Origin of the sequence: Variovorax davisae (assembly GCF_030316845.1) — a bacterium.
In the GTDB taxonomy this organism is placed as follows: domain Bacteria; phylum Pseudomonadota; class Gammaproteobacteria; order Burkholderiales; family Burkholderiaceae_C; genus Variovorax; species Variovorax davisae.
Genome location: NZ_JASZYS010000008.1, coordinates 212,747 through 238,065 on the forward strand (window position 1 = coordinate 212,747; position 25,319 = coordinate 238,065).

Sequence of the window (25,319 nt, forward strand, 5' to 3'; positions counted from 1 at the left end):
CGGGCGCTCAGGTCCTGTTCGCGGCCTTCCGGGCGATCCACCACCTGGCGATCCGGTCCGCCGGCCCGCGGACCAGCAGGTAGGGCAGGAACGCCAGGAAGAACACGATCACGACCGCCTCGCCGAGGTAGAAGGTGCCGACGGTCTTGAACTGGTAGATGGCGTCCAGGCCGAAGCCCAGGGCGATGATGCGCGAGGTGGCCTTGAAGCCTTCGCGCAGCCGTGCGCCGCGCTGGGCCGGATCACGCAGCAGGGCCCGGAAGTACGGCGTGCGGCCGGCGCGGGCATCCTTGATGCCGTCGACCACCGCGACCACCGCGGCCATGATCGGCTGGAAGATGAAGCGGAACGACTCGGGTCCGCTCGGACGCGAAAGCAGGTCCGTCCAGACGCGGTGAAGCACCTCCTGAATTTCATTCATCATTGGCTCCGTGGCTTGCCGGCTTCGCCCGCGCTCGGCGCAAGGCGGTCGAGCATGCCGGCGCCGAGAGGGCCCGTCAACACGATTGTTGCGGCGTAGGACGCGGCCGACAGCACGGCGCCGGCGGCGCGCGCAAAGCGGTGGTCAGTGGCCTTGGGCCCGCCTATCATGCGGGCGACCCATCTTCCGACCCAAGACGCATGGACAGCTTGAACACGCCTCTCGCCCCGACGCCGGCCGCCCGCGGCAAGCCGCCTGCAGCCGGCATGGCCTGGATACCGGGGGGCACCTTCCTCATGGGATCGGATCGCCACTATCCCGAAGAGGCGCCCGTGCACAAGGTCGCGGTCGAGGGCTTCTGGATCGACACCCACACCGTGACCAACGCCGACTTCAAGCGTTTCGTCGACGCCACCGGCCACGTCACGCTGGCCGAGAAGCCGGCGCGGGCCGAGGACTATCCCGGCGCCGACCCGGCGATGCTGGCACCCTCGTCGGTGGTCTTCCGCAAGACCGAGGGACCGGTCGACATGGGCAACGTCCACAACTGGTGGACCTACCAGCAGGGCGCCGACTGGCGCCATCCGCGCGGCCCCGGCAGCTCGCTGCAGGGGCTCTGGAAGCACCCGGTGGTGCATGTCGCCTTCGAAGACGCCGAGGCCTATGCGGCCTGGGCCGGCAAGGCCCTGCCGAGCGAGGCCGAATGGGAGTTCGCGTCCCGCGGCGGCCTCGATGGTGCGCAATACACCTGGGGCGACGAGTTCACGCCGGGCGGCAAGCACATGGCCAACACCTGGCAAGGCCAGTTCCCCTGGCAGAACCTGCTGGTCGACGGCTACGAGGGGACGGCGCCGGTCGGCTCGTTCCCGCCGAACGGCTACGGCCTGTTCGACATGGCCGGCAACGTCTGGGAATGGACCACCGACTGGTACCAGGAGCACGGCAAGATCGAGCATGCCTGCTGCACCCTCCGCAACCCGCGCGGCGGCACGGCCGACGCGAGCTTCGACCCGCGCACGCCCGCGCTGCGCATCCCGCGCCGGGTCATGAAAGGCGGCTCGCACCTGTGCGCGCCGAACTACTGCCACCGCTACCGCCCGGCCGCCCGGATGGCGCAGCCGATCGACACCATGACCTCGCACCTCGGCTTCCGCTGCATCGTGCGCGAAGAACAACGTCCTGAAGGAACCCGCCCATGAAGTTGCGATCCCTGCGAAGCGCCCTCTGGTGCGCAGCCCTCATGGCGCCGGTGCTGGCGCTGGCGACCGAAGGCGGCATCGGCCGGCCGATCACGGGGCAGCAGGTGTACTCCGATGCCGGGATCGTGCCGCCCACGCCGGGCCTGGTGCTGACGCTCGGCAGCATCTACTTCAACGGCGAACTCGACGGCTCGCGGCAGGTCTCGGTGGGCCGCGTCGTCAGTGCCGGCCTGGAGGCCACGGCCTCGTACAACATCGCCAACCTGACCTATGTCTGGAACACCGGCCCGGGGCGCTGGAACTTCGCGTCGGCGATCGGCCTGCCGGTGCAGTACACCAAGGCCGAGATCGACATCGCGGGCCGCCGGCTGGGCGTCTCGCGCAGCGACAGCAACACGCACTTCGCGGACATCCTGGTCAACCCGCTCGTGGCCGGCTACCACTTCAGCGAGACCGAGCACATCGCCTTCTCGCTGCCGTTCTACGCGCCGACCGGCTCCTACGACCCGAACCGGCTCGCCAACGCCGGGCAGAACACCTGGACCTTCTCGCCGACGGTCGCCTACACCCGGCTGCTGGCCGGCGGCGGTGAGTTCACCGCCGTGACCGCGATCGACTTCTACACCCGCAACGACGACACCGACTACAAGAACGGCGCCGTGTTCCGCATCGACGCGATGTGGACCGCGACCATCGCGCCGCAATGGCACCTGGGCGTGGTCGGCGGCTGGATCGAGCAGCTCCAGGACGACTCCGGGCCGACCGCCGACAGGCTCAACGGCTTCAAGGGCTACTCGGTGGGCCTCGGCCCGATCGTGACCTGGGCCGGCAAGTTCGGCAACCAGCCGGCGGCCTTCTCGGCGCGCTGGGTCTACGACGTCGACGCCAAGAACCGGCCCAAGGGCAATGGGGTCAGCCTGAGCCTGACCCTGCCCTTTCTTTGAGGCCTCGCCCGTCGCGCCTGACCGGCGATTGCACGAAGGTGCAGCTCCCGCCGCCCCTTGGGCCGGTAGCCAGCAGCGCCGCGCTTTCCGAGAATCCGCGCATGCCATCCGCAAGCCCCGGTGCCCCCGACCTCCGACAGCTGGTGCGAGGCGGGGTGGTGGCGGCGGCGCTGGCGGCGAGCGGGCTCTGCGCGTCGGCGCCCGCCTTCCTCGAAGACTTCGTCGACGCGGATGATGGCCATCTCGACATCTCGAACTGGCTGATCGACCGCCAGGGCTTCCTGCCGATCCCGATCGTCATCACCGAGCCGGCGGTGGGCTACGGCGGCGGCGTGGCGCTGATGTTCGTGCGCAACTCGATGCGCGAGAGCGCGCAGAAGGCCCGGGAGACCGGCCACATGTCGCCGCCCGACATCTTCGTCGTCGGCGCGGCCGCCACCGAGAACGGCACCAAGGCCGCCTTCGCCGGCGGGATGGCGACCTTCGCCGAGGACCGCTGGCGTTACCGCGGCGGCGTGGGCCGCGCCGATGTCAACCTGGCCTTCTACGGCATCGGCGGCAGCGGCCTCGGCGACGGCGTCCAGAGCCTGGCCTATTCGCTCGACGGCTGGATGTCGAGCCAGCAGGTGCTGCGCCGCCTGGGCGACAGCGACAACTGGCTGGGCCTGCGCTGGATCTTCCTCGACCTCGACAGCAAGCTCGACCTGAGCGGCGACCCGCGCGCCGGATTGCGACCGGACGAGGCCGCGCAGCGGGCCTCCGGCCTCGGGCTGACGCTGGAGCACGATTCGCGCGACAGCATCTTCACGCCGTCCAAGGGCTGGACCGGCGCCCTGGACGCGATGTTCTATGCCCCGGGCATCGGCAGCGACACGCGCTTCGAGAGCTATCGCGGCCACCTGTTCGCCTACTGGCCCTTCGCCCGCGACTTCGTGCTCGGCGGCCGCCTCGACGGCCGCAGCGTGAGCGGCACGGTGCCGTTCTACATGCTGCCGTTCATCGACATGCGCGGCATCCCGGCGGGACGCTACCAGGACGAGCACACGGCGGTCGTCGAGACCGAACTGCGCTGGAACTTCACCCCGCGCTGGGCCGCCGTGGGCTTCATCGGCGCCGGCCGCGCCTGGGGGCGCAGCACGGATTTCGGCGAGGCCTCGAGCGCGGTGAGCCGGGGCGTGGGCTTTCGCTACCAGATCGCCGAGCGGCTCGGGATGTGGGTCGGGCTGGACTATGCCAAGGGGCCCGAAGACGGCACCTGGTACATCCAGGTCGGGAACGCCTGGCGCTAGAGAAGCATCCCCACCAGCTGGTCGAACAGCTTGTCGAACGGCACCATCGCCAGCGCGACCACGCCGAAGGGCAGGGCCGTGGACGCGGCCAGCGCCAGCAGGCTGCGCAGGTCGACCGCAACCAGCCGCATGGTGAACGCGTTGCCGGCGCTTTGGTAGAGGTCGGTCACCGCGGAGAAGTCGCCGCTCGACAGGGGCTCGGACGTGTCCGGCGTTGCTGGCCCGGCCATCCACTTGTCCTCGAAGGCCTCGCCGACGCGCTGCACCAGCGCGCCGTAGTCGACGACGCCGCGCCGCCAGGCCGCCAGCAGCGGCGGACTGAACACCAGCAGTGGCGCCGTGAACAGCACGACCACCACCCCCACGGTGCCGAGCGCCAGCCGGCCGAGCTGTTCCGGGCTGCCGGCGCCGCCAGCCACGACATGCGCCAGTTCGGTGGCGGCGACGATGATGCCGATGGCGACGCCGACCGGTGAGAAATCGCGCAGCGAATAGCCCACGACCATCAGGCCGGCCGCGCCTTCGGGATGAGAGACGACCAGCCGCAGCTTCAGCCGCGAGACCCGCCAGAGATAGTGCGCCCACAGGCACAGCCGCCAGACCCATCCGAGCAGCAGCACCAGCAGCAGCGGCAGGCTGACCAGTGCGTGCCACCAGCTCGCCAGCGACCGGCCCAGCGGCGCGCTGGCGTCGCCCCGGTGCCAGTCGGGCAGGAAGGCGGCCGGCACGTGGCTCACGAGCAGCAGCGCCGCGGCGCAGGCCAGCACGACCGCGAAGGCCTCGACCATCCAGCTGTCGCGCAGCCGCCGGATCGACCGCACCACGGCCTCGTAGGCGGGTCCCTCGGAGGGCGGGACGATCCCCCGCGTGCCCAGCGACTGCGCGATGGCGCCCAGGCGCGGGATGCACAGCGCCTCGGCCAGCACCAGCAGCGGCGCGGCGAGCAGCGAGCGCGCATGCACCGAGGCATCGCGCAGGAAGGCGGCCAGGACCTCGGCATGGCCGTAGGCGCCCGAGACCAGCGCCAAGGCCATCAGTGGCAACCAGCCCAGCGCGATCACCACCAGGGCGCGCCGCACCACGTGCCGGTGCCAGGGGTCGAAGCGGCCCCACAGCCGCAGCAGGCGCAGCGGCGGGCCGCCGTCGAACAGGTCGAGGTCCCCGGCAGCGTCGTTCATCGGGTTCAATACAGGCGGCTTCCGGACCAGAGCAGCGACAGCACGGCCGCCGCGATCGCGACCAGCGCCGAGACCAGCGCCACCACGCCCGTGAGCTCGGTGTCGCGCGTCAGCACCTGCACGCGCGAGCCGAGCTTGCCGTACACGCTGCGCAGCGCCTCCGCGGTGCCGGCATGGAAATACTCGCCGCCGGTCATGCGCGCCACCTCGCGCAGGGTCGGCTCGTCCAGCTTCATGTAGATCGCCAGCCCGTCGGGCGTGGCGGCGTCACCCTCGACCGTGCCGAGCCCGACCACGTAGATCCGCACGCCGCGGTCGGCGGCCATCTTCGCCGCTTCGAGGGTGTCGACCCCGGTGGTGCGGCGGCCGTCGCTCAGCAGGATGATCGCGGCGGAATCGAAGGAGCCCGGCGCCACGGGCGTGATCTGCTGGGGCGGCGGCTTCGCCTTCTCGTCCAGGCTGCGCCCGCGGGGCCGGCTGCCGAAATTCATGTCACCGAGGTCGATGCCCTGCTCCGGAAACAGCTCGGCCAGGCACTGCACGATGGCGTTGCCCACCGCGGTGCCCATCTGCATCTGGAAGCCGTCGATGCTCGTGACCAGGCTGGCGCGGTCCAGCGTGGCGCGCTGGGCCACCTGGCTGCTGCCGGCGAAGGTGACGAGGCCGACCTCGATCTCCTTGGGCAGTTCGCGCAGGAACAGCTTCGCCGCCTCCTGCGCGGCGGCCATCCGGGTCGGCAGCACGTCGCTCACGCGCATGCTGAGCGACACGTCCATGGCCAGCATGACGGACGACCGCGCCCAGGGCAGCGGCACGCGCGCCACGGGCCGCGCCGCCGCCAGCAGCAAACCCGCGCAGGCGACGAGGAACAATGCGGGCGGAACGTGCCGCCGCCAGTTGCGCCCCGCGACCGCCGTGCGGACCAGCGCCAGGCTGCTGTAGCGCAAGGCACTCCGGCTGCGGCGGCGCAGCAGCCAGACGTAGGCCGCCGGCAGCAGCGCAAGCGCCGGCAGGAACCAGAGGCAATCGGGCCAGAGGAAGGACATCGGCGGCGCCTTGGAGTTGGGCGGTGCGGCACTATCGTGCCCGTGCGGGGGCGGTTTCGCAAGAAGCGCGCCGCCGTCGCCCGGCGCCTCAGGCGGTCCGCGTCGCCCCGTCGGCCTTGAACATCGCCCGGATCCCGCGCACGGCCTGCCGGATGCGCGCTTCGTTCTCGGCGCCGGGCACCTGGGGTAGCTGCCGCGGATGGTGCGTTCGAGTTCGACGAAGAAGTCGACGCCCGGCACCAGCGGCACCGAGCGGATGCACCTGGCAGGTTTGAATCTCACGTAAGCGCCCGGAACCGTCCGAGCGACGCAGGCCGCAACGAGGCGGCCGGATTCGACCATGGCCGCAGGTCAGCGGCCATCCGAAACCGGCGGGCCGCTCAGGCGCGCAGCGCCAGGTTGAGCTGGTCCACCACCTCGGCCCAGTCGGCATCCTCCCGGATCTCCTCGCGCAGGAACTGCGACTGGGCGGGCGTCCAGAAGCTCGCGTCGGCCAGCGCCACCTTGTCGCTCAGGGGGCGGTGCGTGGTGATGAAGCGCTGGATCTCGGACTCCGTGCTGGGAAGTCCGAGCTGGTCGAACAGGCTTTGGAAGGTGTGGCTGCTGAGGTCCATGGCGTGCAAGTCCGTGAGGTCGTTGCCAGAACCATAGCGCAAAGTGCGGCCCGCGTTGCTGTCGGTGCCGCCGACCGCGTGAGTGGCCGCACAATTCGGCATGGCGAACCCCGCGCTGCCGAAGGCCGCCGAGCCCGACGGCCTCACCGAGGCGCGCCGAGGACCTCGGCTGCCGCGAACTGCCGGGCTAGGGCGCGAACCTCACTTCGGGCCGCGCCGCGCCGCCTCGATCGCCGCGATGTCGATCTTGCCCATGGTCATCATCGCGTCGAACGCACGCTTGGCCGCCGCACGGTCGGGGTCGGCGAGCGCGGCGGTGAGCGCGCGCGGCGTGATCTGCCATGACAAGCCCCAGCGGTCCTTGCACCAGCCGCACTCGCTGGCCTGGCCGCCGTTGCCGATGATCGCGTTCCACAGGCGGTCGGTCTCGGCCTGGTCGTCGGTCGCGATCTGGAACGAGAAGGCCTCGCTGTGCTTGAACGCCGGGCCGCCGTTCAGCCCCAGGCAGGGGATGCCGATCACGGTGAACTCGACCGTCAGCACATCGCCTTCCTGGCCCGCGGGGTAGTCGCCCGGGGCCCGGAAGATGGTGCCCACGGCGCTGTCGGGGAAGGTGGCGGCATAGAACTTCGCGGCGTCCACCGCAGTCCCGTCGTACCACAGACAGAGGGTGTTCTTGGGGGTCATGAGGTCGTCTCTCCTGGAGGGTTGAGCATCCGGCATCGGCCCATCGCGCATTGTCGGAAGGGACCGATGCCGTCGTAGGCCGCCGGGCAGCCGGCCCGCGGCGTCTTCATCTCGGCGCGCGTCCCGGGCCGCCCGCGGCGGACGGCGGCACCGTGCCTTCGATGACCAGTTGCAGGTCGGTCCGGCCCACCGGCACCGGCCCCGTACGGCCGACGAGGTCGCCCTCCGACGGCATGGCGTTGCCGCTCGCAGAGATGCGGGCCTCGACGATCACCTGCCCCGCGCCCGACAGCCGGTGGTCGGGCCGCATCGCCAGGCTGTCGTCGAGAACGAAGGCCAGGGGCAGGTCGCCGACCCGGGCCCGCAGCACGGCCAGCGGCAGGCGCGAGCCATCGACCGGGCGCGCATACACGAACACCGTCTCGTCCGGCAGCGGCGTCCTGCCCGCCTTGTCGCCGAGGCGCACCTGGCCGGCGACCGACGCGGCCCCGGCGGCCTTGTCGCCGCGGGCGTCGAGCGGGGCGGATGAACGCGCCTGCGCCAGGTTCGCAGCGATCCGCGCCGCGGTCTGGGAGTCCGGCGGCAGCAGGCGCTGGAGGCGCTCCCATTGCCGTACGGCCTCCGGGGTGTCGCCACGCTCGACCGCGGCACTGGCGGCGAGCGCCAGCGCCTTCGGCTGGTCCGGGTCCAGCGCCAGCGCGCGGCGGACCTGTTCGAGTGCCGCGCCGTTGAGCCTGCCGCCGTCGACGCTGGCCAGCACGTCGGCGTAGTCCGCGCGCAGCGCCGCCTCCTCGGGGGCGAGCGCCACGGCCTTGGCGTAGGCGGCGGCGGCATCGGCCGGGCGTTCGAGGGCCGCATAGGAGCGCGCCAACATATACCAGCCGTCCACGTCGTCGGGCTGGCTGCGCAGGCGCAGTGCCAATTGGTTGACCATGCCCTCGATCTGCGCGGCGCTGGGTTCGCTGTTGCCGTCGTGGGCATGCGCCGCATCGTCCGCCCGCCACAGGGCCAAAGGGTTGCCGAGCTGCAGGTAGAGAACGATGGCCGCGCTGGGCAGGGCCGCCAGCAGGACGGCGGCCAGCAGCGGCGAAGGCCGGTCGACCTGCCGCGCCGACGGGGCCAGGCCGGCGTCGGCCAACAGGCGCCGGGCCACCTCGTCGCGCGCCTCGCGGCCGCGCGCGGGGGCGAGGGTGCCGGCGTTCAGGTCGGCTTCGATGTCATCCAACTGGCCCCGGTAGCAATCGGCCACCGGCACGGCGTCGCGCTCGGCGGCGCCACGCCGGCCCTGGCGCAGCAGGGGCGGCAGCAGGCACGCCATGGCGGCGGCGATCAGGGCGGCGGCGAGCAGCCAGAACGCGATCATCGGCCGGACTCCCGTGAGGCGGCATTGGATGCACCGAGCAGCGCATCGGCCCGCTGGCGCGCCGCTTCGTCCAGCGGCGCCGGGGCCGCAGGGCGACGCCGCCGGCTGCGCACCACCGCCAGCGCGGCCAGTGCCAGCAACAGCAGCGGGCCGAACCAGAGCAGCCAGGTCGCGGGCTTCAGCGGCGGGTCGTACAGCACGAAGTCGCCATAGCGCTGCACCAGGTACGCCTTCACGGCCTCGTCGCCGGCGCCGCTGCGCAACTGCTCGCGGATCTGCCGGCGCAGGTCCACGGCCAGTTCGGCCTGCGAGTCGGCCAGCGTCTGGTTCTGGCACACCACGCAGCGCAGCTGCTGCGACAGGGCGTGCACGCGCGCGTCCAGCTGCGCCTCGGACGGCGCCGCGATCGCGGTCGCCAGCGCCAGGGCGGGCCACAGGGCCGCCATGCGCCTAGGCATCGGGCGCCTTCTCGCGCTCCAGGTCGCGCAGCAACGGCACCAGCGCGCGCTCCAGGAACTCGGGCGTCATCGGGCCGGCATGGCGCAGGCGGATCACGCCGGCGCGGTCGATCACGAAGGTCTCGGGCACGCCGTAGACGCCGAAGTCGATGCCGGTCCGGCCGTCGCGATCGACCCCGGTCGCCAGGTAGGGGTTGCCCAGGCGCGCCAGCCACTGGCGCGCCGCGTCGGGCTGGTCCTTGTAGTTCAGGCCGAGCACCGGGGTGCGCGAGCGGGCGGCGAAGTCGACCAGCACGGGGTGCTCGAGCTGGCACGGCGTGCACCACGAGGCCCAGACGTTGAGCAGCCACACCTGGCCGCGCATGTCGCTGGCGCGGATGCGGCGCCCGTCGCCCTCCAGCAGCGGCAGCTCGAAGGCCGGCGCCGGCTGGCCCAGCAGCGGCGAGGGCAGCGCCCGAGGGTCGCGCCCCATGCCGGCCGCCAGCGCGATCGCCAGCGCCAGGAACACGCCCAGGGGCAGCAGGAAGCGCGTCATGCCTGGCCCTCCCCGGCGGGCGGAAGGGCGTGCGGCGCGGCGACTTCGGGCACGGTCGCGCGTTGCCGCACACGGTAGCGCCGGTCGCTGGCGGCGAGCAGGCCGCCGGCCGCCATGAGCAGGCAGCCGATCCAGATCCAGTCGACGAAAGGCTTGACGTGGATGCGCAGGGCCCAGCGGTGGTCGTCGATGGCCTCGCCCAGCGCCACGTAGAGGTCGCGCGTCCAGCCGACGTCGATCGCGGCTTCGGTGGTCGGCATCTGCTGGCTGCGGTAGATGCGCCGCTGCGGCGCCAGGGTGGCGACCGGGCTGCCGTCGCGGCTGACGCTCACGGTCGCGGCCAGGGCCTCGTAGTTCGGGCCCGCCGAGGCCGTCACGCCTTCGAAGCGGAACGCGTAGCCCGCCAGTTCCGTGCTGTCCCCGCTTTGCATCGGCAACTCGCGCAGGCTCTCCTGGCTGCTGACCAGCGTGACGCCGGCGATGAAGACGCCGACGCCGGCGTGGGCGAGCAGCATGCCGACATAGGCGGACGGCAATTGGCGCAGCGCGGCCAGCCGCCGGCCGCGCTGGTGGCGCAGGCGATCGGCCAGGCTGGCGACCGCGCTGGCCACCGACCAGCAGGCCAGCAGCAGGCCCAGGCCCGTCAAGGCCGAAGGCGCGCGCAGCACCGCCAGCCAGGCCGCGCTGATCGCCAGGCTGGCGAAGCCCGACCAGCGCAGCCGCGTCGAGATGTCCGCCAGCGCCGCCCCGCGCCAGCGCACCCAGGGCGCGGCGCCCATCAGCAGCACCGCCGGTGCCATCAAGGGCACGAAGACCTGTTCGAAATAGGCGGGCCCGACGGAGATCTTGCCGAGCCCCAGGAGGTCGAGCAGCAGCGGATAGAGCGTGCCCAGCAGCACGGTGGCGGCCGCCACCGCCAGCAGCACATTGTTGGCCAGCAGGAACGATTCGCGCGACAGCGCCGCGAACGCGGTGGGCCGGGCCAGCCTGGGCGCCCGCAGGGCGAACAAGGCCAGGGCGCCGCCGGTCACGCCGCCGAGCAGCGCCAGGATGAAGCTGCCGCGCAGGGGGTCGACGGCGAAGGCGTGGACGGAGGTCAGCACGCCGGAGCGCACGAGGAAGGTGCCCAGCAGGCTGAGCGAGAAGGCGAAGATCGCGAGCAGGGCGGTCCAGGCGCGAAAGGCGCCTCGCTTCTCGGTCACCGCCAGCGAGTGGATCAGTGCGGTGCCGGCCAGCCAGGGCATGAAGGAGGCGTTCTCGACCGGGTCCCAGAACCACCAGCCGCCCCAGCCCAGTTCGTAGTAGGCCCAGGCGCTGCCGAGCATGATGCCCAGCGTGAGGAAGGCCCAGGCCGCGAGGGTCCAAGGGCGCGACCAGCGGGCCCAGGCGGCGTCGACCTGGCCCGACATCAGCGCGGCGACGGCGAAGGCGAAGCTCACCGAGAAGCCCACGTAGCCCATGTAGAGCAGGGGCGGGTGCAGCACCATGCCGGGGTCCTGCAGCAGCGGATTGAGATCGCGCCCTTCCATGGCGGGCGGCAGCAGCCGCAGGAAGGGGTTGGAGGCGAACAGCAGGAACAGCAGGAAGCCGGCGCTGACCAGCCCCATGACGCCCAGCACGCGCGCCACCGTCTCGAGCGGCAGCCGGCGGCTGAACACCGACACCGCCGCCGACCAGGCGCCGAGCATCAGCGTCCACAGCAGCATCGACCCCTCGTGCGAGCCCCAGACGGCCGCGATGCGGTAGGCGATGGGCAAGGCGGTGTTCGAGTTGGCCGCCACGTAGCGGACGCTGAAGTCGTTGTCGACGAAGGCCCGCGCCAGCGAGACGAAGGCCAGCAGTACCAGGGCCGCCTGCAGGCGCGCGGCCGGGCGCGCCAGCGCCATCCAGCCGACCCTGCCGGTCGCGGCGCCCGCGAGCGGCAGCACGGCCTGGACCCCGGCGACCAGCAGCGCGACGATCAGGCTGAAGTGGCCGAACTCCGCGTTCATGGCTTGCCCGCCTGCCCGGCCGTGTCGCCCGCATCGACCAGCCGGCGGCGCGCCTGCTCGGCCTTCTTCAGGGCGTCGGCCGCCTCCGGCGGCATGTAGTTCTCGTCGTGCTTGGCCAGCACCTCGCGGGCGGCGAAGACGCCGTCGTCCTGCAGCTTGCCGCTGGCCACCACGCCCTTGCCTTCGCGGAACAGGTCGGGCAGCAGGCCGCGATAGACCACGGGCACCTCGCGCGCCGTGTCGGTGACGAGGAAGCGGACGGTCAGGCCGTCCCCTTCGCGGCGCATCGAACCCGGCACCACCAGGCCACCGAGGCGGAAGCTGCGCGCCACCGGCGCTTCGCGCGCGACCACCTGCGTCGGGCTGAAGAAGAAGACGAGGTTGGAGCGAAAGGCATTGAGCAGCAGCGCCACCGCCGCGGCGGCACAGGCCAGCGCCGCCAGCAGCATGCCGAGCCGGCGTTGCCTGGCGGTCACGAGAGCCTCCGCCCCGCCGAGACGGCACGCCAGCGCCGCCGCAGCCACAGGATTTCGGCGCCCAGGAGCGCGAACGCGACGCCGAACGCAGCCGCGACGTAGGCCGCGTGGCCGCCGGATGCCAATTGCGTCAGCCAGTCCATGAACCGCTCCGGGCTTCGTCCGCAGGGGCCAGGACGCCGCGCTCGCGCAGGATGCAGCGGACCCGGACCAGCGCGACCGCGATGCTGTACATCCAGCAGGCGACGCTCATCAACAGCATGCCGGCCAGCATGGTGGCCGCCATCGACGGCGCCGCCGTGAAGCTGACGGACGCGCCCTGGTGCAGCGTGTTCCACCACCGGACCGAAAAGTAGATCACCGGGACGTTGAGCGATCCGACCAGCGCCAGCAGCGCGCAGGCGCGTTCGGCGCGCCGGGGTTCGTCGATCGCGGCCTCGAGCGCCATGTAGCCCAGGTAGAGGAAGAGCAGGATCAGCTCCGACGTGAGGCGGGCGTCCCAGACCCACCAGGTGCCCCAGGTCGGCTGCCCCCAGAGGGCACCGCTCGCCAGCGCGATCACCGTGAAGACCGCGCCGGTGGGCGCCAGCGCGGAGGCCATCATCGACGACAGGCGGGTATGGAACACCAGGGCCAGCGCCGAGTAGCCCGCCATCACGAGGTAGATGAACATCGACATCCAGGCCGCCGGCACGTGGATGAAGATGATGCGGTACACCTCGCCTTGCTGGGCATCGGTCGGCGCGACCCGGAAGCCGACATAGAGCCCGGCCGCCAGGAACAGCAGGGCGGCGGCGAAGAACCACGGCGCGAGACGCCCGGCGAGCGGATCGAAGCGCCGGGCCGAGGCGAAGGCCAGCCATCGCCGCGCCGCGCCGCCCGCAGGCTCGCGATCCCTGGGCAGTGCCTCGGCGAGAGGGCTCATGGTCGGCTCACTCCATCGACATGCGAAGACCGGCCGCCGTGGCGATCGGACAGAGGAACAGCGCCAGCGCCAGGCAGGCGCCGAGCAGCGACAGTTGCGGCATCACGTCGAGCCCGGCGTCGGCCGCCGCGCCGGCGCCGGCGCCGAAGATCAGCACCGGGACGCACAGCGGCAGCACCAGCACGCACAACAGCACCGCGCCGCCGCGCAGGCCCAGCGTGAGCGCCGCGCCCACCCCGCCGATCAGGCTCAGGACCGGCGTGCCGATCAGCAGCGAGGCAGAAAGCAGCAGCGCGGACGACGCCGGCAGCCCGTACTGCTGCGCCAGCAAGGGCGTGAGCAGCAGCAGCGGCAGGCCGCTGGTGACCCAGTGGGCGCAGATCTTGGCGAGCACGAGCAGGGCCAGCGGGTGCGGCGAGAGCAGCAACTGGTCGAGGCTGCCGTCGGCATGTTCCTGCGCGAAGAGCCGCGACAGCGACAGCATCGACGCGAGCAGGGCGGCGACCCACAGGATGCCCGGCGCCAGCGCGCGCAGTTGCTGGGGGTCGGGGCCGATCGCCAGCGGGAACAGGCTGCTCGCGATGACGAAGAACAGCAGGCTCGACAGGATGCTGCCGCGCCGGCGCCAGGCCAGCGAGACGTCGTGCAGGACGATGGCGGCGAGCAGCGCGGGCATGCGGCTACGCGCCCAGGTGCAGGAAGCGGCCGCCGGCCGGCAGGGCGCAATGGGTCGCCACCACCGCCATGCCGCCGGCGCGCAGGTGCGTGTGGAGCTGGGCCTGGAATGCGTCGCCCGCCTGCTCGTCGAGCGAGGTCAGGGGCTCGTCGAGCAGCCACAGCACGCGCGGCACCAGCCCCAGCCGGGCCAGTGCCACGCGCCGGCGCTGGCCCTGCGACAGCCTGCGCACCGGCACCGGCATCGCGGGCGCCAGGCCGTAGGCGCCCAGCGCGCGGTCCACCAGCGCCCGGCTCGGCGCGGCGCCGGCGATCTGCATCGCGAAGGCCAGGTTCTGAGCGGCGCTCAGGTCGGGGTCGATGCCGTCGCTGTGGCCCACATAAGCCACCGACTGCTGGTAGCCGGCTTCGCCCGCGCGGACCGGCCGCGCGCGCCAGCGCAGTTCGCCCGCGGCGGGCTCGAGCAGCCCGCTCAGCACGCGAAGAAGACTGGTCTTGCCGCTGCCGTTGGCGCCCGTCACCTGCAGCAGCTCGCCGGGGCCGACGGCGAAGTCGATGCCGTCGAACACCGGCCGGCCGGCGCGACAGAAGCCGAGCTGGCGCGCGCTCAGGCCGCGATCGGCCGTGGCTTCGACGTGCATGTCGGCAGGGCGGTGGGACACGCGCTACGGTTCCTTCGCCTGGGCCACGTCGGGCAGGCGATGCGCGATGCCCTTGTGGCAGTCGATGCAGGTCTTCTCGCGGTCGGCCAGGAAGGTCGAGTGCATGGCCTGCGCGCGCGGACTCTGCCGGGTGAAATCCATCGACTGGTAGTCGTGGCAGTTGCGGCACTCCAGCGAGTCGTTGGCCTTGAAGCGATCCCACTCGTGCTGCGCCAGCACCAGCCGATGCTCGAGGAATTTCTCCCGCGTGTTGATGGTGCCGAAGATCTTGCCCCACACTTCCTTCGAGGCCTGCATCTTGCGGGCGATCTTGCTGGTCCAGTTGTGCGGCACGTGGCAGTCCGGGCAGCGGGCGCGCACGCCGCTGCGGTTGGTGTAGTGGATGGTGGTCTGCAGCTCGGGCAGGACGTTGTCGCGCATCTCGTGGCAGCCGGTGCAGAAGGCCTCGGTGTTGGTGAGTTCGAGCGCGGTGTTGAAGGCGCCCCAGAACATCACGCCCGCGATGAATCCGCCCAGCGTCAGGAAGCCCAGGCTGAAGTAGGCGCTGGGCCGGTTGATCGTGATCCAGTAGCGCTTGATCAGCTTGAACATGGCGCCCTCGCGCTATTTCGTCGAACCCAGCACGCCGGGCTTGCGTCGCAGCAACTGCTCCACGTCGACGAAGTTGTTGCCGATGAGCGGCTTGGCATCGGCCTGTGCCACGTGGCACTGGATGCAGAAATAGCGCCGCGGCGACACATCCGCGAGCATGTTGCCGTTGCGGTCCTGGTAGTGGGTGATGCTGACCGGGATCGCGCCGGTCTCCTGCGTGCGGGTGCGCGCGTGGCAGAACATGCAGCGGTTGAACTCCTTGTCGACCTGGTAGCCGTCGATGGTGTGCGGAATGGTCGGCGGCTGCATCGCGAAATTGCGGGTGCGGCGGATGTCCTTGTTCTCGGTCGGGAAGATCGGCGGCGACCTGGTCAGCTCGGGAATGGGCGTCGGCCCCCGCATCGAATCGACCAGCCCCTGGGCCCGCGCGGGTGCGAACAGCAGGCTGGACAGCGCGGCCAGAAGCAGGGCGCACACGGCGTGCGACAGGGTCCGGGATCGATGGCGCATTGTCATTTCGCTACACCTTCTGGATCTTGATCGCGCATTTCTTGAAATCGGTCTGCGCGGAGATCGGGCAGGTGGCATCCAGCGTGACCTTGTTGATCAGCTGGCTGGCGTCGAACCACGGCACGAACACCAGCCCCTGCGGCGGCGCGTTGCGCCCGCGGGTCTCGACCCGGGTGCGCATCTTGCCGCGGCGGGACACCAGCTCGACCTCGACCCCGCGCCGCAGCCCGAGCTTCTTCGCGTCTTCCGGATGCATGTAGCACAGCGCATTCGGCACCGCCCGGTAAAGCTCGGGCACGCGCCGCGTCATCGAGCCGGAGTGCCAGTGCTCGAGCACGCGCCCGGTGGCGAGCCAGAAGGGGTACTCCTTGTCGGGCGCCTCCGCGGGCGGCTCGTAGGGCAGGGCGAAGATCACCGCCTTGCCGTCCGGATGGCCATAGAACTGGAAGCCCGACCCGGCCTTGACGTAGGGATCGCTGCCTTCGCGGTAGCGCCAGCGCGTCTCCTGGCCGTTGACCACGGGCCAGCGCAAGCCGCGCGTCTCGTGGTACATGTCGAAGGGCGCCAGGTCGTGGCCATGGCCGCGGCCGAAGCTCGCGTATTCCTCGAACAGGCCTTTCTGGAGGTAGAAGCCGAAGGCCTTGGCCTCGGCGTTCTGGTAGTCGGGGTCGAGGTCCTTCAGCGGGAACTTGTCGACCTGGCCATTGCGGTAGAGCACGTCGAACAGGGTCTTGCCCTTGACCTCCGGCTGCTTGTCGATCAGCTCGGCCGGCCAGACCTCCTCGATCTTGAAGCGCTTGGAGAACTCCACCAGCTGCCACAGGTCGGAGCGGGCATCGCCCGGCGCGTCCACCAGCTGGTGCCAGAACTGCGTGCGGCGCTCGGCGTTGCCGTAGGCGCCTTCCTTCTCGACCCACATGGCGCTGGGCAGGATCAGGTCCGCGGCCAGAGCGGTCACGGTCGGGTAGACGTCGGACACCACCACGAAGTTGTCCGGATTGCGGTAGCCCGGATAGCCTTCCTCCATGAGGTTGGCGGCCGCCTGCATGTTGTTGTTGACCTGCACCCAGTAGGCGTTGAGCTTGCCGTCCTTGAGCATCCGGTTCTGCAGCACCGCGTGGTAGCCGGGCTTGTCCGGGATGGTGCCGGGCGGGAGCTTCCAGATGCGCTCGGCCTCTTCGCGGTGCTTGGGGTTGGCGACCAGCAGGTCGGCCGGAAGCCGGTGCGAGAAGGTGCCCACCTCGCGCGCCGTGCCGCACGCCGACGGCTGGCCGGTCAGCGAGAACGGGCTGTTGCCCGGGGTCGCGATCTTGCCCGTCAGCAGGTGCAGGTTGTAGACCATGTTGTTGGCCCAGGTGCCCCGCGTGTGCTGGTTGAAGCCCATGGTCCACAGCGACATCACCTTGACGTTCGGGTCCGCGTAGAGCTCGGCCAGCTTGTCGAGCTGCTCGCGGGAAACGCCCGACAGCTTGGTGACGTAGGCGGCGTCGTACTTCGACACGAACTTGGCGAACTCGTCGAAGGTGATGGGGGACGATGCATTCGGGTCAGCGGCATTCTTGGCCGCCTTCTGCAAAGGGTGCTCGGGCCGCAGGCCATAGCCGATGTCGGTCACGCCCTGCTTGAACACCGTGTGCTTGCTGACGAAGTCCTGGTTGACCTTGTTGTTGCGGATCAGGTAGTTGGCGATGTAGTTCATGATCGCCAGATCGGTCTGCGGCTTGAAGATGATCGGCAGGTCAGCAAGGTCGAAGGAGCGGTGCGTGAAGGTCGACAGCACCGCAACCCGGGTTTTCGGCGCGCTGAGCCGGCGGTCGGTCACGCGGGTCCACAGGATCGGATGCATCTCCGCCATGTTCGAGCCCCACAGCACGAAGGCGTCGGCGGCTTCGAAGTCGTCGTAGCAGCCCATCGGCTCGTCCATGCCGAAGGTGCGCATGAAGCCGGTCACGGCGGAGGCCATGCAGTGGCGCGCATTGGGGTCGAGGTTGTTGGAGCGGAAGCCGGCCTTGTACAGCTTGGACGCAGCGTACCCCTCCCAGATGGTCCACTGGCCGGAGCCGAACATCCCGATCGCGGTCGGGCCCTTGTCCTTGAGCACGCGCTTGAACTGCTGCTCCATCAGGTCGAAGGCCTGGTCCCAGGTGACGGTCTTGAATTCGCCGTTCTTGTCGTACTTGCCGTTCTTCTGGCGCATCAACGGCTGGGTCAGCCGGTCGGCGCCATACATGATCTTCGACAGGAAATAGCCCTTGACGCAGTTCAGGCCCTTGTTGACCTCGGCCTGCGGGTCGCCCTGCGTGGCCACCACCTTGTTGTCCTTGACCGCCACCGTCACGCCGCAGCCCGTGCCGCAGAAGCGGCAGGGCGCCTTGGACCATTTCAGCTTGGTCATGTCGCCATCGGTCACGAAGTTCGCCGCGCCCGCCGGCAGCGCCACCCCGGCGACCGACGCCGTGGCGGCGACGGCGGTCTGCCTAATGAAGTCCCGGCGGCTGAAGCTCATCGCTCATCTCCTCGGCCATGGCGGCCGCGTCTTCGTTGTGCTGGTAGACGAGCGCCGCCGACAGCACGCCGTCGAGCTGGTGCAGGTAGGTCAGGTGGGCCGCGATGGCGCGCGAGCTGGGTGCTTCCAGCGTGACGACCATCTTGCCGGCCTCGCTGACCGCATGGACCTCGGCGCCGGCCATGAGGTCGACGGCGGCCCGCACGTCGCCGAGCCGGACCGGATCGGCGTGGACCACGACGCCCGCGATATGCCATTCGTCGACGGCATCCTCGGGCTCGATGGTGATGAAGCGCTTTGCAATCGCCACTCGCAATCTCCTTGGTTGGGGCATGCGTACGGAGACAGCGAGCCGCATCGTGCTCGCCCTTCTCATCAGTTGCGTCTGCGCACCGCCGTTAGTGCGTAGGAGGTCCGCTCACCATCTGGAACATCCACACGAGGAACCCGTAGCCGCCGACGATGGCAACGGACAGGACGGGCACCATGACGGCGGTCAGGAAGAGAAAGCTGCGCAGCTCCTCTTTCTTGCGCTGCGGGTCGAGCGCAGGCTGTTGTTCCATCGTGGTCATCCTTGTTCGCTGGACGATCCCTGCCACTGGCGAGCAGTACGAGGCAAATTAAAGGCATGCGGGCCGGGGTTGTCAAGACAAGAACAGGTGAGGGTGCGCCGGGCAACGCCGCTTCAGGCGTCCGCGGCAGCAGTCTCCAGGACACAGAAGCTGCCGGCGTCGAGCACTCGTTGGAGCTGCAGCGCCGCGGGCTCCAGCAGTGCGACGAAGTCCTCTCGTGTTCGCTCGCGGCCGCCCGGGCCCACCAGCATGTTGAGGTCGGAGAACTTGGCGTCGCGTCCCTCGTCGGGTGGTGCGATCACCCGTTCGACGATCAGCACCTTGGCGCCTTCGCCGAGCGCGCGCCGGACTTGCGCGAGGATCCGGATCGCATCGTCGTCGTCCCAGTCGTGGATCACGGCGCGCAGCACATAGGCGTCGGCGCCTTCGGGCACGGCCTCGAAGAAGCTGCCCCCGACGGTGCGGCAGCGCGCGGCGACACCGGCGCGGGCCAGCAGCGCGGCGGCGGACGACACCACGTGCGGCTGGTCGAACAGAACGCCCTGGAGGCCGGGATGCGCAGCCAGGACCGCGGCGATCAGGGCCCCGTTGCCGCCGCCGACGTCCACCAGCGTGTGGAAGCGGCCGAAGTCGCAGGCCGCGAGCAGGGCGGCGTTGGCGCGGCGCGAGAGCGTGGTCATCGCGCGGTCGAACACGGCGCTTTCTTCGGGATGGACGGACCGATAGGACCAGACGTCGGTGCCGTGCACATGGCGGAAGGCGTTCTCGCCCGTCCGCACGCTGTGCAGAAGGCCGGACCAGGCCTGCCAGTAATATGGCCGGCCGATGAACGCGGCCCAGCCGGCCACCGAGTCCGTCACGTCGCTGCGCAATGGCTGGCCGAGCGGCGCGAGTTCGAAGCGGTGGGCTTCGGATTCATGCAGCACCCCCAGGCTCGCCAGGGCGCGCAGCAGGCGATAGAGCGTGGGTGGATGGGTGCCGGTCGCCGCGGCCAGCTCGTCGCTGGTGCGGCCGGCGTCGGCCAGCAGGTCGGCGATGCCGAGCGTGGCAGCGACGTGAATCGCCTGCGACACCTGGTAGCCCTCGACCATGCGGCGAAGGGTGTTCGCCGAATCCGGATCTGCGTGTGCCAAGGGACCCCCCTGTCGGTTGTGTCCAGGGGGCATTCTGGTCGCGAAAGGCGCCGGGGGCCAGCCCGCCCGATGCCTACGTCCCCGACCGCTCGTTGCGCAATGCCGCCTCCCCGGCCTCCGACACCTCGACCCAGCGCTGGTCGGGCGCCGCGTCCGCGGCGTAGTTGTCGTGCCAGTTCCACCACTTGTACGGCGCCGTCTGGGGATAGCCGGCGGGCGAGTCCTCCCACGACTCCTGCCGGCCCAGCGGCGTGATGTCGAGGTAGTTCCAGGTGCCGCCCATCTGCTCGTCGCCGCGGCTGTTGACGAAGCAGGTCCGGAAGACGCGCTCGCCGTCGCGCAGGAACACGTTGGTGCCGTGCCACTCGTCGACGCCGAAGTCGGCGTCGAAGCGGTCGGTGAGGCTGAACCACGGCATTTTCCAGTCCATCCGTGCCTTCAGCCGTGCGATGTCCGCCTGGGGCGCCCGCGAGACGAAGACCAGGGTGGTATCGCGGGCGTTCAAATGGGCCAGATGGGCGACCTGGTCGGCCACCATGGAGCAGCCCCTGCAGGCCTGGTCCGGCCAGCCGAACACGCCCGGCTCGAAGAAGGCGCGGTAGACGATCAGCTGGCGCCGGCCGTCGAACAGGTCGAGCAGGCCGACCCGGCCCGCGGGCCCTTCGAAGGCATAGCCCGTGTCGACCGCCATCCACGGCATCCGCCGGCGCTCGGCCGCGAGGGCATCGCGGGCGCGGGTTTGCGCCTTCTCCTTCACGAGCAGCTGCGCACGGGCCGCCTCCCAGGCCTGCGGCGTCACGACAGGCGGCCGCTGCATGGCGGGCGGTGCGCCCTTGCGTTCGTTCTCGGTGATCGTCGCCATCGGTGTGTTCTCCTGCTGGGTCGCTGCGCACCATGCGCCGCGGATCGGGAGACAGTCTGGCACCGGAGGAGGAACTCCGGGAGTAACAAGTGTGGCGGCATTCCCGCCGGCAAGGCCGGCCTACAACCGGGTCCCGAGGTCGAGCCGTCGGCGGTTGGCCCAGAGGTTGACCAGCGCGTCGAGCTCCGTCGCATAGATGCCCCGCTGGGCCGGACTGCCCTGGAGCCTGCTGCGCAGGGACGCGTGCCAGAAGCCATCCGAGAGCTGCCGGTACTGGCCCATGATCTCGCAGCCGAGCGGCGCCGTGAGCGAGAACGCACAGCGGCGAATGAGGATCCCGTCGCTGCGCGATCCTTCCACGCCCTTGGTCGACACGAGCATGTGCTCCCCGTCGTCCTGGAGCACGTTCTCTCTCGGGAGCTGGGTCAGGAGCTCGGGCGGCTGGCTTGAATGTGGCTTGTCCATGGCTCCCTGTGTATCGGCCGACCCAAGGCAAGTTGTAGGCGGGATGTCATGAAAAATGTGTAAGCGTGCCGACCGCTGGCATCAAAATCGCTTGCCTTCCGGCTCGGCAACGAAGCAAGGTGACACGAATGGCGAAGATCCCTCCCGGCGTCGGTCCGCGTTTCCCGCAGGTGGTGATGCTGGTGGGCGCGACCGGCGACCTCGCGCGGCGCAAGCTGCTGCCGGGCCTGTTTCACCTCTGCAGCGCGGGCTTCATCCCCGGCTGCCGGATCATCGGCGTCTCGCTCGACGAATTCGACGTGGAAGGCTTCCGCGCCGTCGCGCGCAGCGCGCTGGACGAGTTCGGCAGCCGCAAGGTCCTGCCGGCCGACTGGGAGGCCTTCGCGGGCGTCCTCGACTACGTGCCGCTGTCGGGCGGTGCGCAGGCCCTCAAGGAAGCGGTGGAGCGGGCCGAGAACGCGCTCGGCGCCCCCGAATGCCGGCGCCTGCACTACCTGAGCGTGCCGCCGAGCGCCGCCCTGTCGGTGGTGCGCATGCTGGGCGCGGCCGAGCTGGTCGAACGCTCGCACATCGTGATGGAGAAGCCCTTCGGCACCGACCTGGCCAGCGCGGTGTTCCTCAATGGCCAGCTGCACGAGGTGTTCAGGGAAGAGCAGATCTTCCGCATCGACCATTTCCTCGGCAAGGAGCCGGCGCAGAACATCCTGGCCTTCCGCTTCGCCAACGGCCTGTTCGAACCGATCTGGAACCGCAACTTCATCGACCACGTCCAGATCGACGTGCCCGAGACCCTGGGGCTGGGCAAGCGCGCGGGCTTCTACGAGCAGACCGGCGCCTACCGGGACATGGTGGTGACGCACCTGTTCCAGATCCTCGGCTTCATGGCGATGGAGCCGCCGACCGCGCTCGAGCCGGCGCCGATCAGCGAGGAGAAGAACAAGGTCTTCCGCAGCATGCTGCCGATCGTGCCGGCGGACGTGGTGCGCGGCCAGTACAGCGGCTACCGCCAGGAGGAGGGCGTCGACCCCGACTCCGACACCGAGACCTTCGTCGCGCTCAAGTGCCACATCGACAACTGGCGCTGGGCCGGCGTGCCCTTCTTCCTGCGCACCGGCAAGCGGCTGGCGGAGGGGCAGCGCATCATCTCCATCGCCTTTCGCGAACCGCCCAAGAGCATGTTCCCGCCGGGCTCCGGGGTCGGTGCGCAGGGGCCGGACCACCTGACCTTCGACCTTGCCGATGCCTCGAAGATGTCGCTGTCCTTCTACGGCAAGCGGCCCGGGCCGGGCATGCGCCTGGACAAGCTGAGCCTGCAGTTCGCGATGCGCGACACCGGCCTGGTCGGCGAGGTGCTGGAAGCCTACGAGCGCCTGATCCTGGACGCCATGCGCGGCGACCGCACCCTGTTCACGACCGCCGAGGGCATCGAGCGCCTGTGGCAGGTGTCGACGCCGCTGTTGGAGGCGCCGCCGCCGGTGCGGCTCTACGAACCGGGCTCCTGGGGACCCAAGCCGATCCACCAGCTGATCGCGCCGCATGCGTGGCGGCTGCCTTTCGAGCGCGCCTGGCGGGACCCCAACAAGGCGGGCAGCTGAGCGCGGGCCGCGGCGGCGCACGGCGCCGCGTACCCATGCCCGAAGTAGGCACACTGACGCCGGCGGGCGCCGCAACGATACTGGGCCTCTCGACGAATGGAGGTCGCGTATGGCTCAGCATGCAATCACCGCGGTCCACTACGCGGGCGAACAGATCGACCTCGTGGCGGTTCATCCGGTCGTGGACAGGGAGTTCGGTTCGACCGGGCTGGCGCTGGGGGCGGCGCAGCGGATCAGCGTCGGCGAATGCGCCGACCTGCTGGCGGCCGGCGAGGAGGTCTGCCTCGCGCGGCGCACCGAAGACCACGCCTGGGAAATCATCTGCGACGTCGAGCTGCTGCCTGGCCGGCGCGAGATCACCGGCGTCGACATCGTGAATCGGCCCAACGATGCCTTGAGCAGCCTCCCCAGCTGGGGTTAGCGGCCCGCCGGCGTCGGCGGCGCTGGAGCGCCACCCTTCGGCGATCGTTGCGTCTGCGCGACAGATCGCCGGCGTGGGCGTGAGCGCCCGGCGGCTGGCGAGCAACCCGTCTCTCGTCCCGCGGCCGCTGTCCGACTCGGCAGTTCTCCTTTCTTGCCGCTGCGCGCCGAAGGCATGCGCGCGCTTGACCTGATCTGAGACTGACCATAAAAATGTGATAAACGTATAACTATGTAACTTTTTGCGGGCACTCAGAACCCGCACCAGGAGGGTCCATGAGGAAAATCGCCGGCATCGCTTGCGCTGCCATGCTCTTGAGCGCCTGTTCGACAGGGCCGCAGCGACCGTCCGCCGGTCCGGGCTCGGGCGTGGGCGCGGCCTATGTGCCGATGGTCGAGCCCAGTCCTGCCAGCGGCCCGCAGACGGGCGCCACCTACGAGGCGTTGGTCGCGAAATGCCAACGCGAGGCGAGCGGCCTGCCGTTCATCAAGACCGAGGACCATGACGCCGCCCTGTTCGTGGTCGGCGTCGGCGTGGGTGCCGCGATCGGTTGGAACATCGGACATACGTACTGGAGCGATCGTGGGTTCGCCATCCCCCTCGTCGCCGCCGCGACGCCGTCGGTCCTGGGGCTCATGGGCCTGTTCTCCCAGTGGGTGTACTCGCCCCAGGCGGCCGTCTGGCGCAAGAAGCAGGAGACGCAGGTCGCCAACTGCATGGCCCGCTCCGGCTACAAGAACGTCGACCCCACGGTCCTCGTGACCTGGCTGCCCGTGCCAGCCAGCAGCGCGGCCACCAGGCCGACCGGGCGCGACACCTTCACGGCGGAGAAGCTGGCGAAATCGCGCAGCTGCGCGGCCACGCCGATGGCGACGCTGGTGGCCAAGGGACCGGGCTTCGAAGACTATCGCGTCGCTTGCACGAACGGGCCCGAGATGGCCATCCATTGCGAGTTCGGCCAGTGCCGGGCCGGCAGCGAGTACGCGGCCCGATAGACCATGGAGCCCTTGCACACCGGCGCCCGCACGGAGCCCACCCTCGGCGCGGATCCCGTCGTCCGGCCGCCGCAGCCCGGTGCGCCGGCGTCGGCGGCGCAGGAGGCGCGCGAGCTCTACGAACTGGCCATCGGCGAGAAGAATCGCGACTACTACCTGCGGCGCTTCGAGGCCTTCGACCGGGAAGGCACGCGCTTCGGCTGGCACTGGCCCGCCTTCTTCTTCACGTTCTGGTGGCTCATGTACCGCAAGATGTGGGGCAAGGCGGCGCTCTACTTCCTGCTGCCCAACATCATCGGCGTCGCCATCGGCGCCACTGCGACCGTGGCCCCGCGATTCGCGCTGCTGGCGTACGGCGTGTACCTGCTGGGCCTGTTCGTGATCCCGCCGCTGATCTCGAACGGGGGCTACTACCGCCACTGCCAGAAGCTGATCGCGAGTGCCCGCCACACGAGCAACAACCCGCAGGCCCGGTTCGCCCTGCTGGCCCGGAAAGGCGGCACGAGCAACGTCGCCCTGATCCTGCTGATGATCATGGTCATCGTTGCGGGCATCGGCATGCTGGCGGCCATCGCGCTGCCCGCCTACCAGGACTACACGGTGCGGGCGAAGGCCGCCAACGCCCTGCGCTACGGCAAGGCGGCGGCCGCCGCGGTCGGCGAGCACTACGAGAGCCAGCGCGCGCTGCCAGGCAGCCTGGCGGCCGTCCGGTTCGGCCCGCCGCTGCCGCCCGAGCTCCAGGACCTGCAGTTGAACACCGCCAATGGCGTCATCCGGCTGGTGCTCTCGAGCGGACCGGTGAACGGACGGACCTTCCAGCTGGTCCCGTCCGCGGACGCCGGCGGCCGCGTCACGTGGACCTGCCAGCCGGTGGACATGAAGCCGAAGCTGCTGCCGCCCGAATGCCGGCCGTGAGTCCAGCGCAGACCACAGGAGGCCGGGTCAAGCCTGGCGTGCCTGGATCAGCAGCGTGAGCGCGATCAGTGCGCCGATGGCGCCGATCCCGAGCGCGATGCTGCGGGCCTTTCGCCTGGCTGCGCGGCGGCGCCGGTCCTCGATCTCCTCGAGCCGGTCGAGCACCGATGCGATCAGCGCTTCGTCTTCCTCGGGGTGGGCGAGGCGCTCCTCGACCGCCAGCGCCTGCAGCTTGTGGATCGCGTCCCGTCGTTCATTTGACATCGTGGCATTCTGAAGCATGCGCCGCCG

General features: G+C 70.4%; 30 protein-coding genes. 7 read left to right on the forward strand and 23 right to left on the reverse strand.

The genetic code is table 11. The features are described 5' to 3' along the window. Positions 1-7: 7 nt before the first annotated feature. Positions 8-421 (reverse strand): hypothetical protein, encoded by a 414-nt coding sequence (locus tag QTI33_RS19905; protein ID WP_286507987.1) that lies wholly within the window; start codon positions 419-421, stop codon positions 8-10. 200 nt (positions 422-621) lie between these two features. On the opposite strand from QTI33_RS19905, the gene QTI33_RS19910 reads away from it, so the two are divergent. The 3 genes from QTI33_RS19910 (at position 622) to QTI33_RS19920 (ending at position 3,853) form a co-directional block, all read left to right on the forward strand. Then, positions 622-1,620: a formylglycine-generating enzyme family protein gene (locus QTI33_RS19910; protein WP_444814862.1), complete on the forward strand. Its 999-nt coding sequence runs from the start codon at positions 622-624 to the stop codon at positions 1,618-1,620. Next, complete coding sequence (locus QTI33_RS19915; protein WP_286507990.1) at positions 1,617-2,564, forward strand: SphA family protein; 948 nt, start codon at positions 1,617-1,619, stop codon at positions 2,562-2,564. Before QTI33_RS19910 ends, QTI33_RS19915 begins: the two co-directional genes overlap by 4 nt. A 101-nt stretch (positions 2,565-2,665) precedes the next feature. Next, the gene (locus tag QTI33_RS19920) at positions 2,666-3,853 is read left to right on the forward strand and encodes a BamA/TamA family outer membrane protein (protein WP_286507991.1); all 1,188 of its coding nucleotides are present in this window, start codon (positions 2,666-2,668) and stop codon (positions 3,851-3,853) included. Here QTI33_RS19920 and QTI33_RS19925 read toward each other — a convergent pair. The 21 genes from QTI33_RS19925 to QTI33_RS20025 all read right to left on the reverse strand — a co-directional run bounded on the left by QTI33_RS19925 (position 3,850) and on the right by QTI33_RS20025 (position 21,102). After that, the gene (locus QTI33_RS19925) at positions 3,850-5,031 is read right to left on the reverse strand and encodes a hypothetical protein (RefSeq protein WP_286507993.1); all 1,182 of its coding nucleotides are present in this window, start codon (positions 5,029-5,031) and stop codon (positions 3,850-3,852) included. The genes QTI33_RS19920 and QTI33_RS19925 overlap by 4 nt on opposite strands. 5 nt (positions 5,032-5,036) lie before the next feature. Continuing rightward, on the reverse strand, positions 5,037-6,077 hold the full coding sequence (locus QTI33_RS19930; protein WP_286507994.1) for a VWA domain-containing protein: 1,041 nt from the start codon (positions 6,075-6,077) through the stop codon (positions 5,037-5,039). A gap of 380 nt (positions 6,078-6,457) precedes the next feature. Beyond that, positions 6,458-6,691, reverse strand: coding sequence for a DUF2789 domain-containing protein (locus QTI33_RS19935; RefSeq protein ID WP_286507995.1), 234 nt, complete (start codon positions 6,689-6,691; stop codon positions 6,458-6,460). Positions 6,692-6,892: 201 nt separating this feature from the next. Then, positions 6,893-7,378, reverse strand: coding sequence for a VOC family protein (locus tag QTI33_RS19940; RefSeq protein ID WP_286507996.1), 486 nt, complete (start codon positions 7,376-7,378; stop codon positions 6,893-6,895). Positions 7,379-7,484: 106 nt separating this feature from the next. Then, positions 7,485-8,741 (reverse strand): c-type cytochrome biogenesis protein CcmI, encoded by a 1,257-nt coding sequence (gene ccmI / locus QTI33_RS19945; protein WP_286507997.1) that lies wholly within the window; start codon positions 8,739-8,741, stop codon positions 7,485-7,487. After that, positions 8,738-9,199, reverse strand: coding sequence for a cytochrome c-type biogenesis protein (locus tag QTI33_RS19950; protein WP_286507998.1), 462 nt, complete (start codon positions 9,197-9,199; stop codon positions 8,738-8,740). The genes ccmI and QTI33_RS19950 overlap by 4 nt, the downstream gene beginning before the upstream one ends. Next, positions 9,192-9,734, reverse strand: coding sequence for a DsbE family thiol:disulfide interchange protein (locus QTI33_RS19955; RefSeq protein WP_286507999.1), 543 nt, complete (start codon positions 9,732-9,734; stop codon positions 9,192-9,194). The genes QTI33_RS19950 and QTI33_RS19955 overlap by 8 nt, the downstream gene beginning before the upstream one ends. Then, positions 9,731-11,725 (reverse strand): heme lyase CcmF/NrfE family subunit, encoded by a 1,995-nt coding sequence (locus tag QTI33_RS19960; RefSeq protein WP_286508001.1) that lies wholly within the window; start codon positions 11,723-11,725, stop codon positions 9,731-9,733. Before QTI33_RS19960 ends, QTI33_RS19955 begins: the two co-directional genes overlap by 4 nt. Then, a complete protein-coding gene (gene ccmE / locus QTI33_RS19965) occupies positions 11,722-12,201 on the reverse strand; it encodes a cytochrome c maturation protein CcmE (RefSeq protein WP_286508002.1) in 480 nt (159 codons plus the stop codon). The genes QTI33_RS19960 and ccmE overlap by 4 nt, the downstream gene beginning before the upstream one ends. Further along, the gene (ccmD, locus tag QTI33_RS19970; RefSeq protein WP_286508004.1) at positions 12,198-12,344 is read right to left on the reverse strand and encodes a heme exporter protein CcmD; all 147 of its coding nucleotides are present in this window, start codon (positions 12,342-12,344) and stop codon (positions 12,198-12,200) included. The genes ccmE and ccmD overlap by 4 nt, the downstream gene beginning before the upstream one ends. Next, positions 12,332-13,126 carry a heme ABC transporter permease gene (locus QTI33_RS19975; protein ID WP_286508005.1) on the reverse strand — a complete coding sequence of 265 codons (795 nt, stop codon included), beginning with the start codon at positions 13,124-13,126 and terminating at the stop codon, positions 12,332-12,334. Before QTI33_RS19975 ends, ccmD begins: the two co-directional genes overlap by 13 nt. A gap of 7 nt (positions 13,127-13,133) precedes the next feature. Then, the gene (gene ccmB, locus QTI33_RS19980; RefSeq protein ID WP_286508006.1) at positions 13,134-13,802 is read right to left on the reverse strand and encodes a heme exporter protein CcmB; all 669 of its coding nucleotides are present in this window, start codon (positions 13,800-13,802) and stop codon (positions 13,134-13,136) included. Between the two features lie 4 nt (positions 13,803-13,806). Then, the gene (ccmA, locus tag QTI33_RS19985) at positions 13,807-14,442 is read right to left on the reverse strand and encodes a cytochrome c biogenesis heme-transporting ATPase CcmA (RefSeq protein WP_286508096.1); all 636 of its coding nucleotides are present in this window, start codon (positions 14,440-14,442) and stop codon (positions 13,807-13,809) included. Between the two features lie 24 nt (positions 14,443-14,466). Beyond that, positions 14,467-15,054: a NapC/NirT family cytochrome c gene (locus QTI33_RS19990; RefSeq protein WP_286508008.1), complete on the reverse strand. Its 588-nt coding sequence runs from the start codon at positions 15,052-15,054 to the stop codon at positions 14,467-14,469. A gap of 12 nt (positions 15,055-15,066) precedes the next feature. Beyond that, positions 15,067-15,564, reverse strand: coding sequence for a nitrate reductase cytochrome c-type subunit (locus QTI33_RS19995; RefSeq protein WP_286508010.1), 498 nt, complete (start codon positions 15,562-15,564; stop codon positions 15,067-15,069). A 10-nt stretch (positions 15,565-15,574) separates the two neighbouring features. Next, complete coding sequence (napA, locus tag QTI33_RS20000; protein ID WP_286508011.1) at positions 15,575-18,070, reverse strand: periplasmic nitrate reductase subunit alpha; 2,496 nt, start codon at positions 18,068-18,070, stop codon at positions 15,575-15,577. After that, positions 18,042-18,380: a chaperone NapD gene (locus QTI33_RS20005; RefSeq protein WP_286508012.1), complete on the reverse strand. Its 339-nt coding sequence runs from the start codon at positions 18,378-18,380 to the stop codon at positions 18,042-18,044. Before QTI33_RS20005 ends, napA begins: the two co-directional genes overlap by 29 nt. A gap of 88 nt (positions 18,381-18,468) precedes the next feature. Then, a complete protein-coding gene (napE, locus tag QTI33_RS20010; protein ID WP_286508013.1) occupies positions 18,469-18,633 on the reverse strand; it encodes a periplasmic nitrate reductase, NapE protein in 165 nt (54 codons plus the stop codon). A 122-nt stretch (positions 18,634-18,755) separates the two neighbouring features. After that, the gene (locus QTI33_RS20015) at positions 18,756-19,775 is read right to left on the reverse strand and encodes a methyltransferase (RefSeq protein ID WP_286508014.1); all 1,020 of its coding nucleotides are present in this window, start codon (positions 19,773-19,775) and stop codon (positions 18,756-18,758) included. Positions 19,776-19,848: 73 nt separating this feature from the next. After that, a complete protein-coding gene (locus QTI33_RS20020; protein WP_286508015.1) occupies positions 19,849-20,637 on the reverse strand; it encodes a DUF899 domain-containing protein in 789 nt (262 codons plus the stop codon). A gap of 120 nt (positions 20,638-20,757) precedes the next feature. After that, a complete protein-coding gene (locus QTI33_RS20025; protein ID WP_286508016.1) occupies positions 20,758-21,102 on the reverse strand; it encodes a hypothetical protein in 345 nt (114 codons plus the stop codon). 128 nt (positions 21,103-21,230) lie between these two features. Here QTI33_RS20025 and zwf point away from each other — a divergent pair, with 128 nt between their 5' ends. From zwf to QTI33_RS20045, 4 genes are all read left to right on the forward strand, one after another. Then, positions 21,231-22,697 carry a glucose-6-phosphate dehydrogenase gene (zwf, locus tag QTI33_RS20030; RefSeq protein ID WP_286508017.1) on the forward strand — a complete coding sequence of 489 codons (1,467 nt, stop codon included), beginning with the start codon at positions 21,231-21,233 and terminating at the stop codon, positions 22,695-22,697. 109 nt (positions 22,698-22,806) lie between these two features. Continuing rightward, the gene (locus QTI33_RS20035; protein WP_286508018.1) at positions 22,807-23,118 is read left to right on the forward strand and encodes a hypothetical protein; all 312 of its coding nucleotides are present in this window, start codon (positions 22,807-22,809) and stop codon (positions 23,116-23,118) included. Positions 23,119-23,393: 275 nt separating this feature from the next. Next, positions 23,394-24,113, forward strand: coding sequence for a hypothetical protein (locus tag QTI33_RS20040; RefSeq protein WP_286508019.1), 720 nt, complete (start codon positions 23,394-23,396; stop codon positions 24,111-24,113). Between the two features lie 3 nt (positions 24,114-24,116). Then, the gene (locus QTI33_RS20045) at positions 24,117-25,028 is read left to right on the forward strand and encodes a DUF2628 domain-containing protein (RefSeq protein ID WP_286508020.1); all 912 of its coding nucleotides are present in this window, start codon (positions 24,117-24,119) and stop codon (positions 25,026-25,028) included. Between the two features lie 27 nt (positions 25,029-25,055). On the opposite strand, the gene QTI33_RS20050 is transcribed toward QTI33_RS20045, so the two are convergent. Further along, a complete protein-coding gene (locus QTI33_RS20050) occupies positions 25,056-25,292 on the reverse strand; it encodes a hypothetical protein (RefSeq protein WP_286508021.1) in 237 nt (78 codons plus the stop codon). Positions 25,293-25,319: the final 27 nt, after the last annotated feature.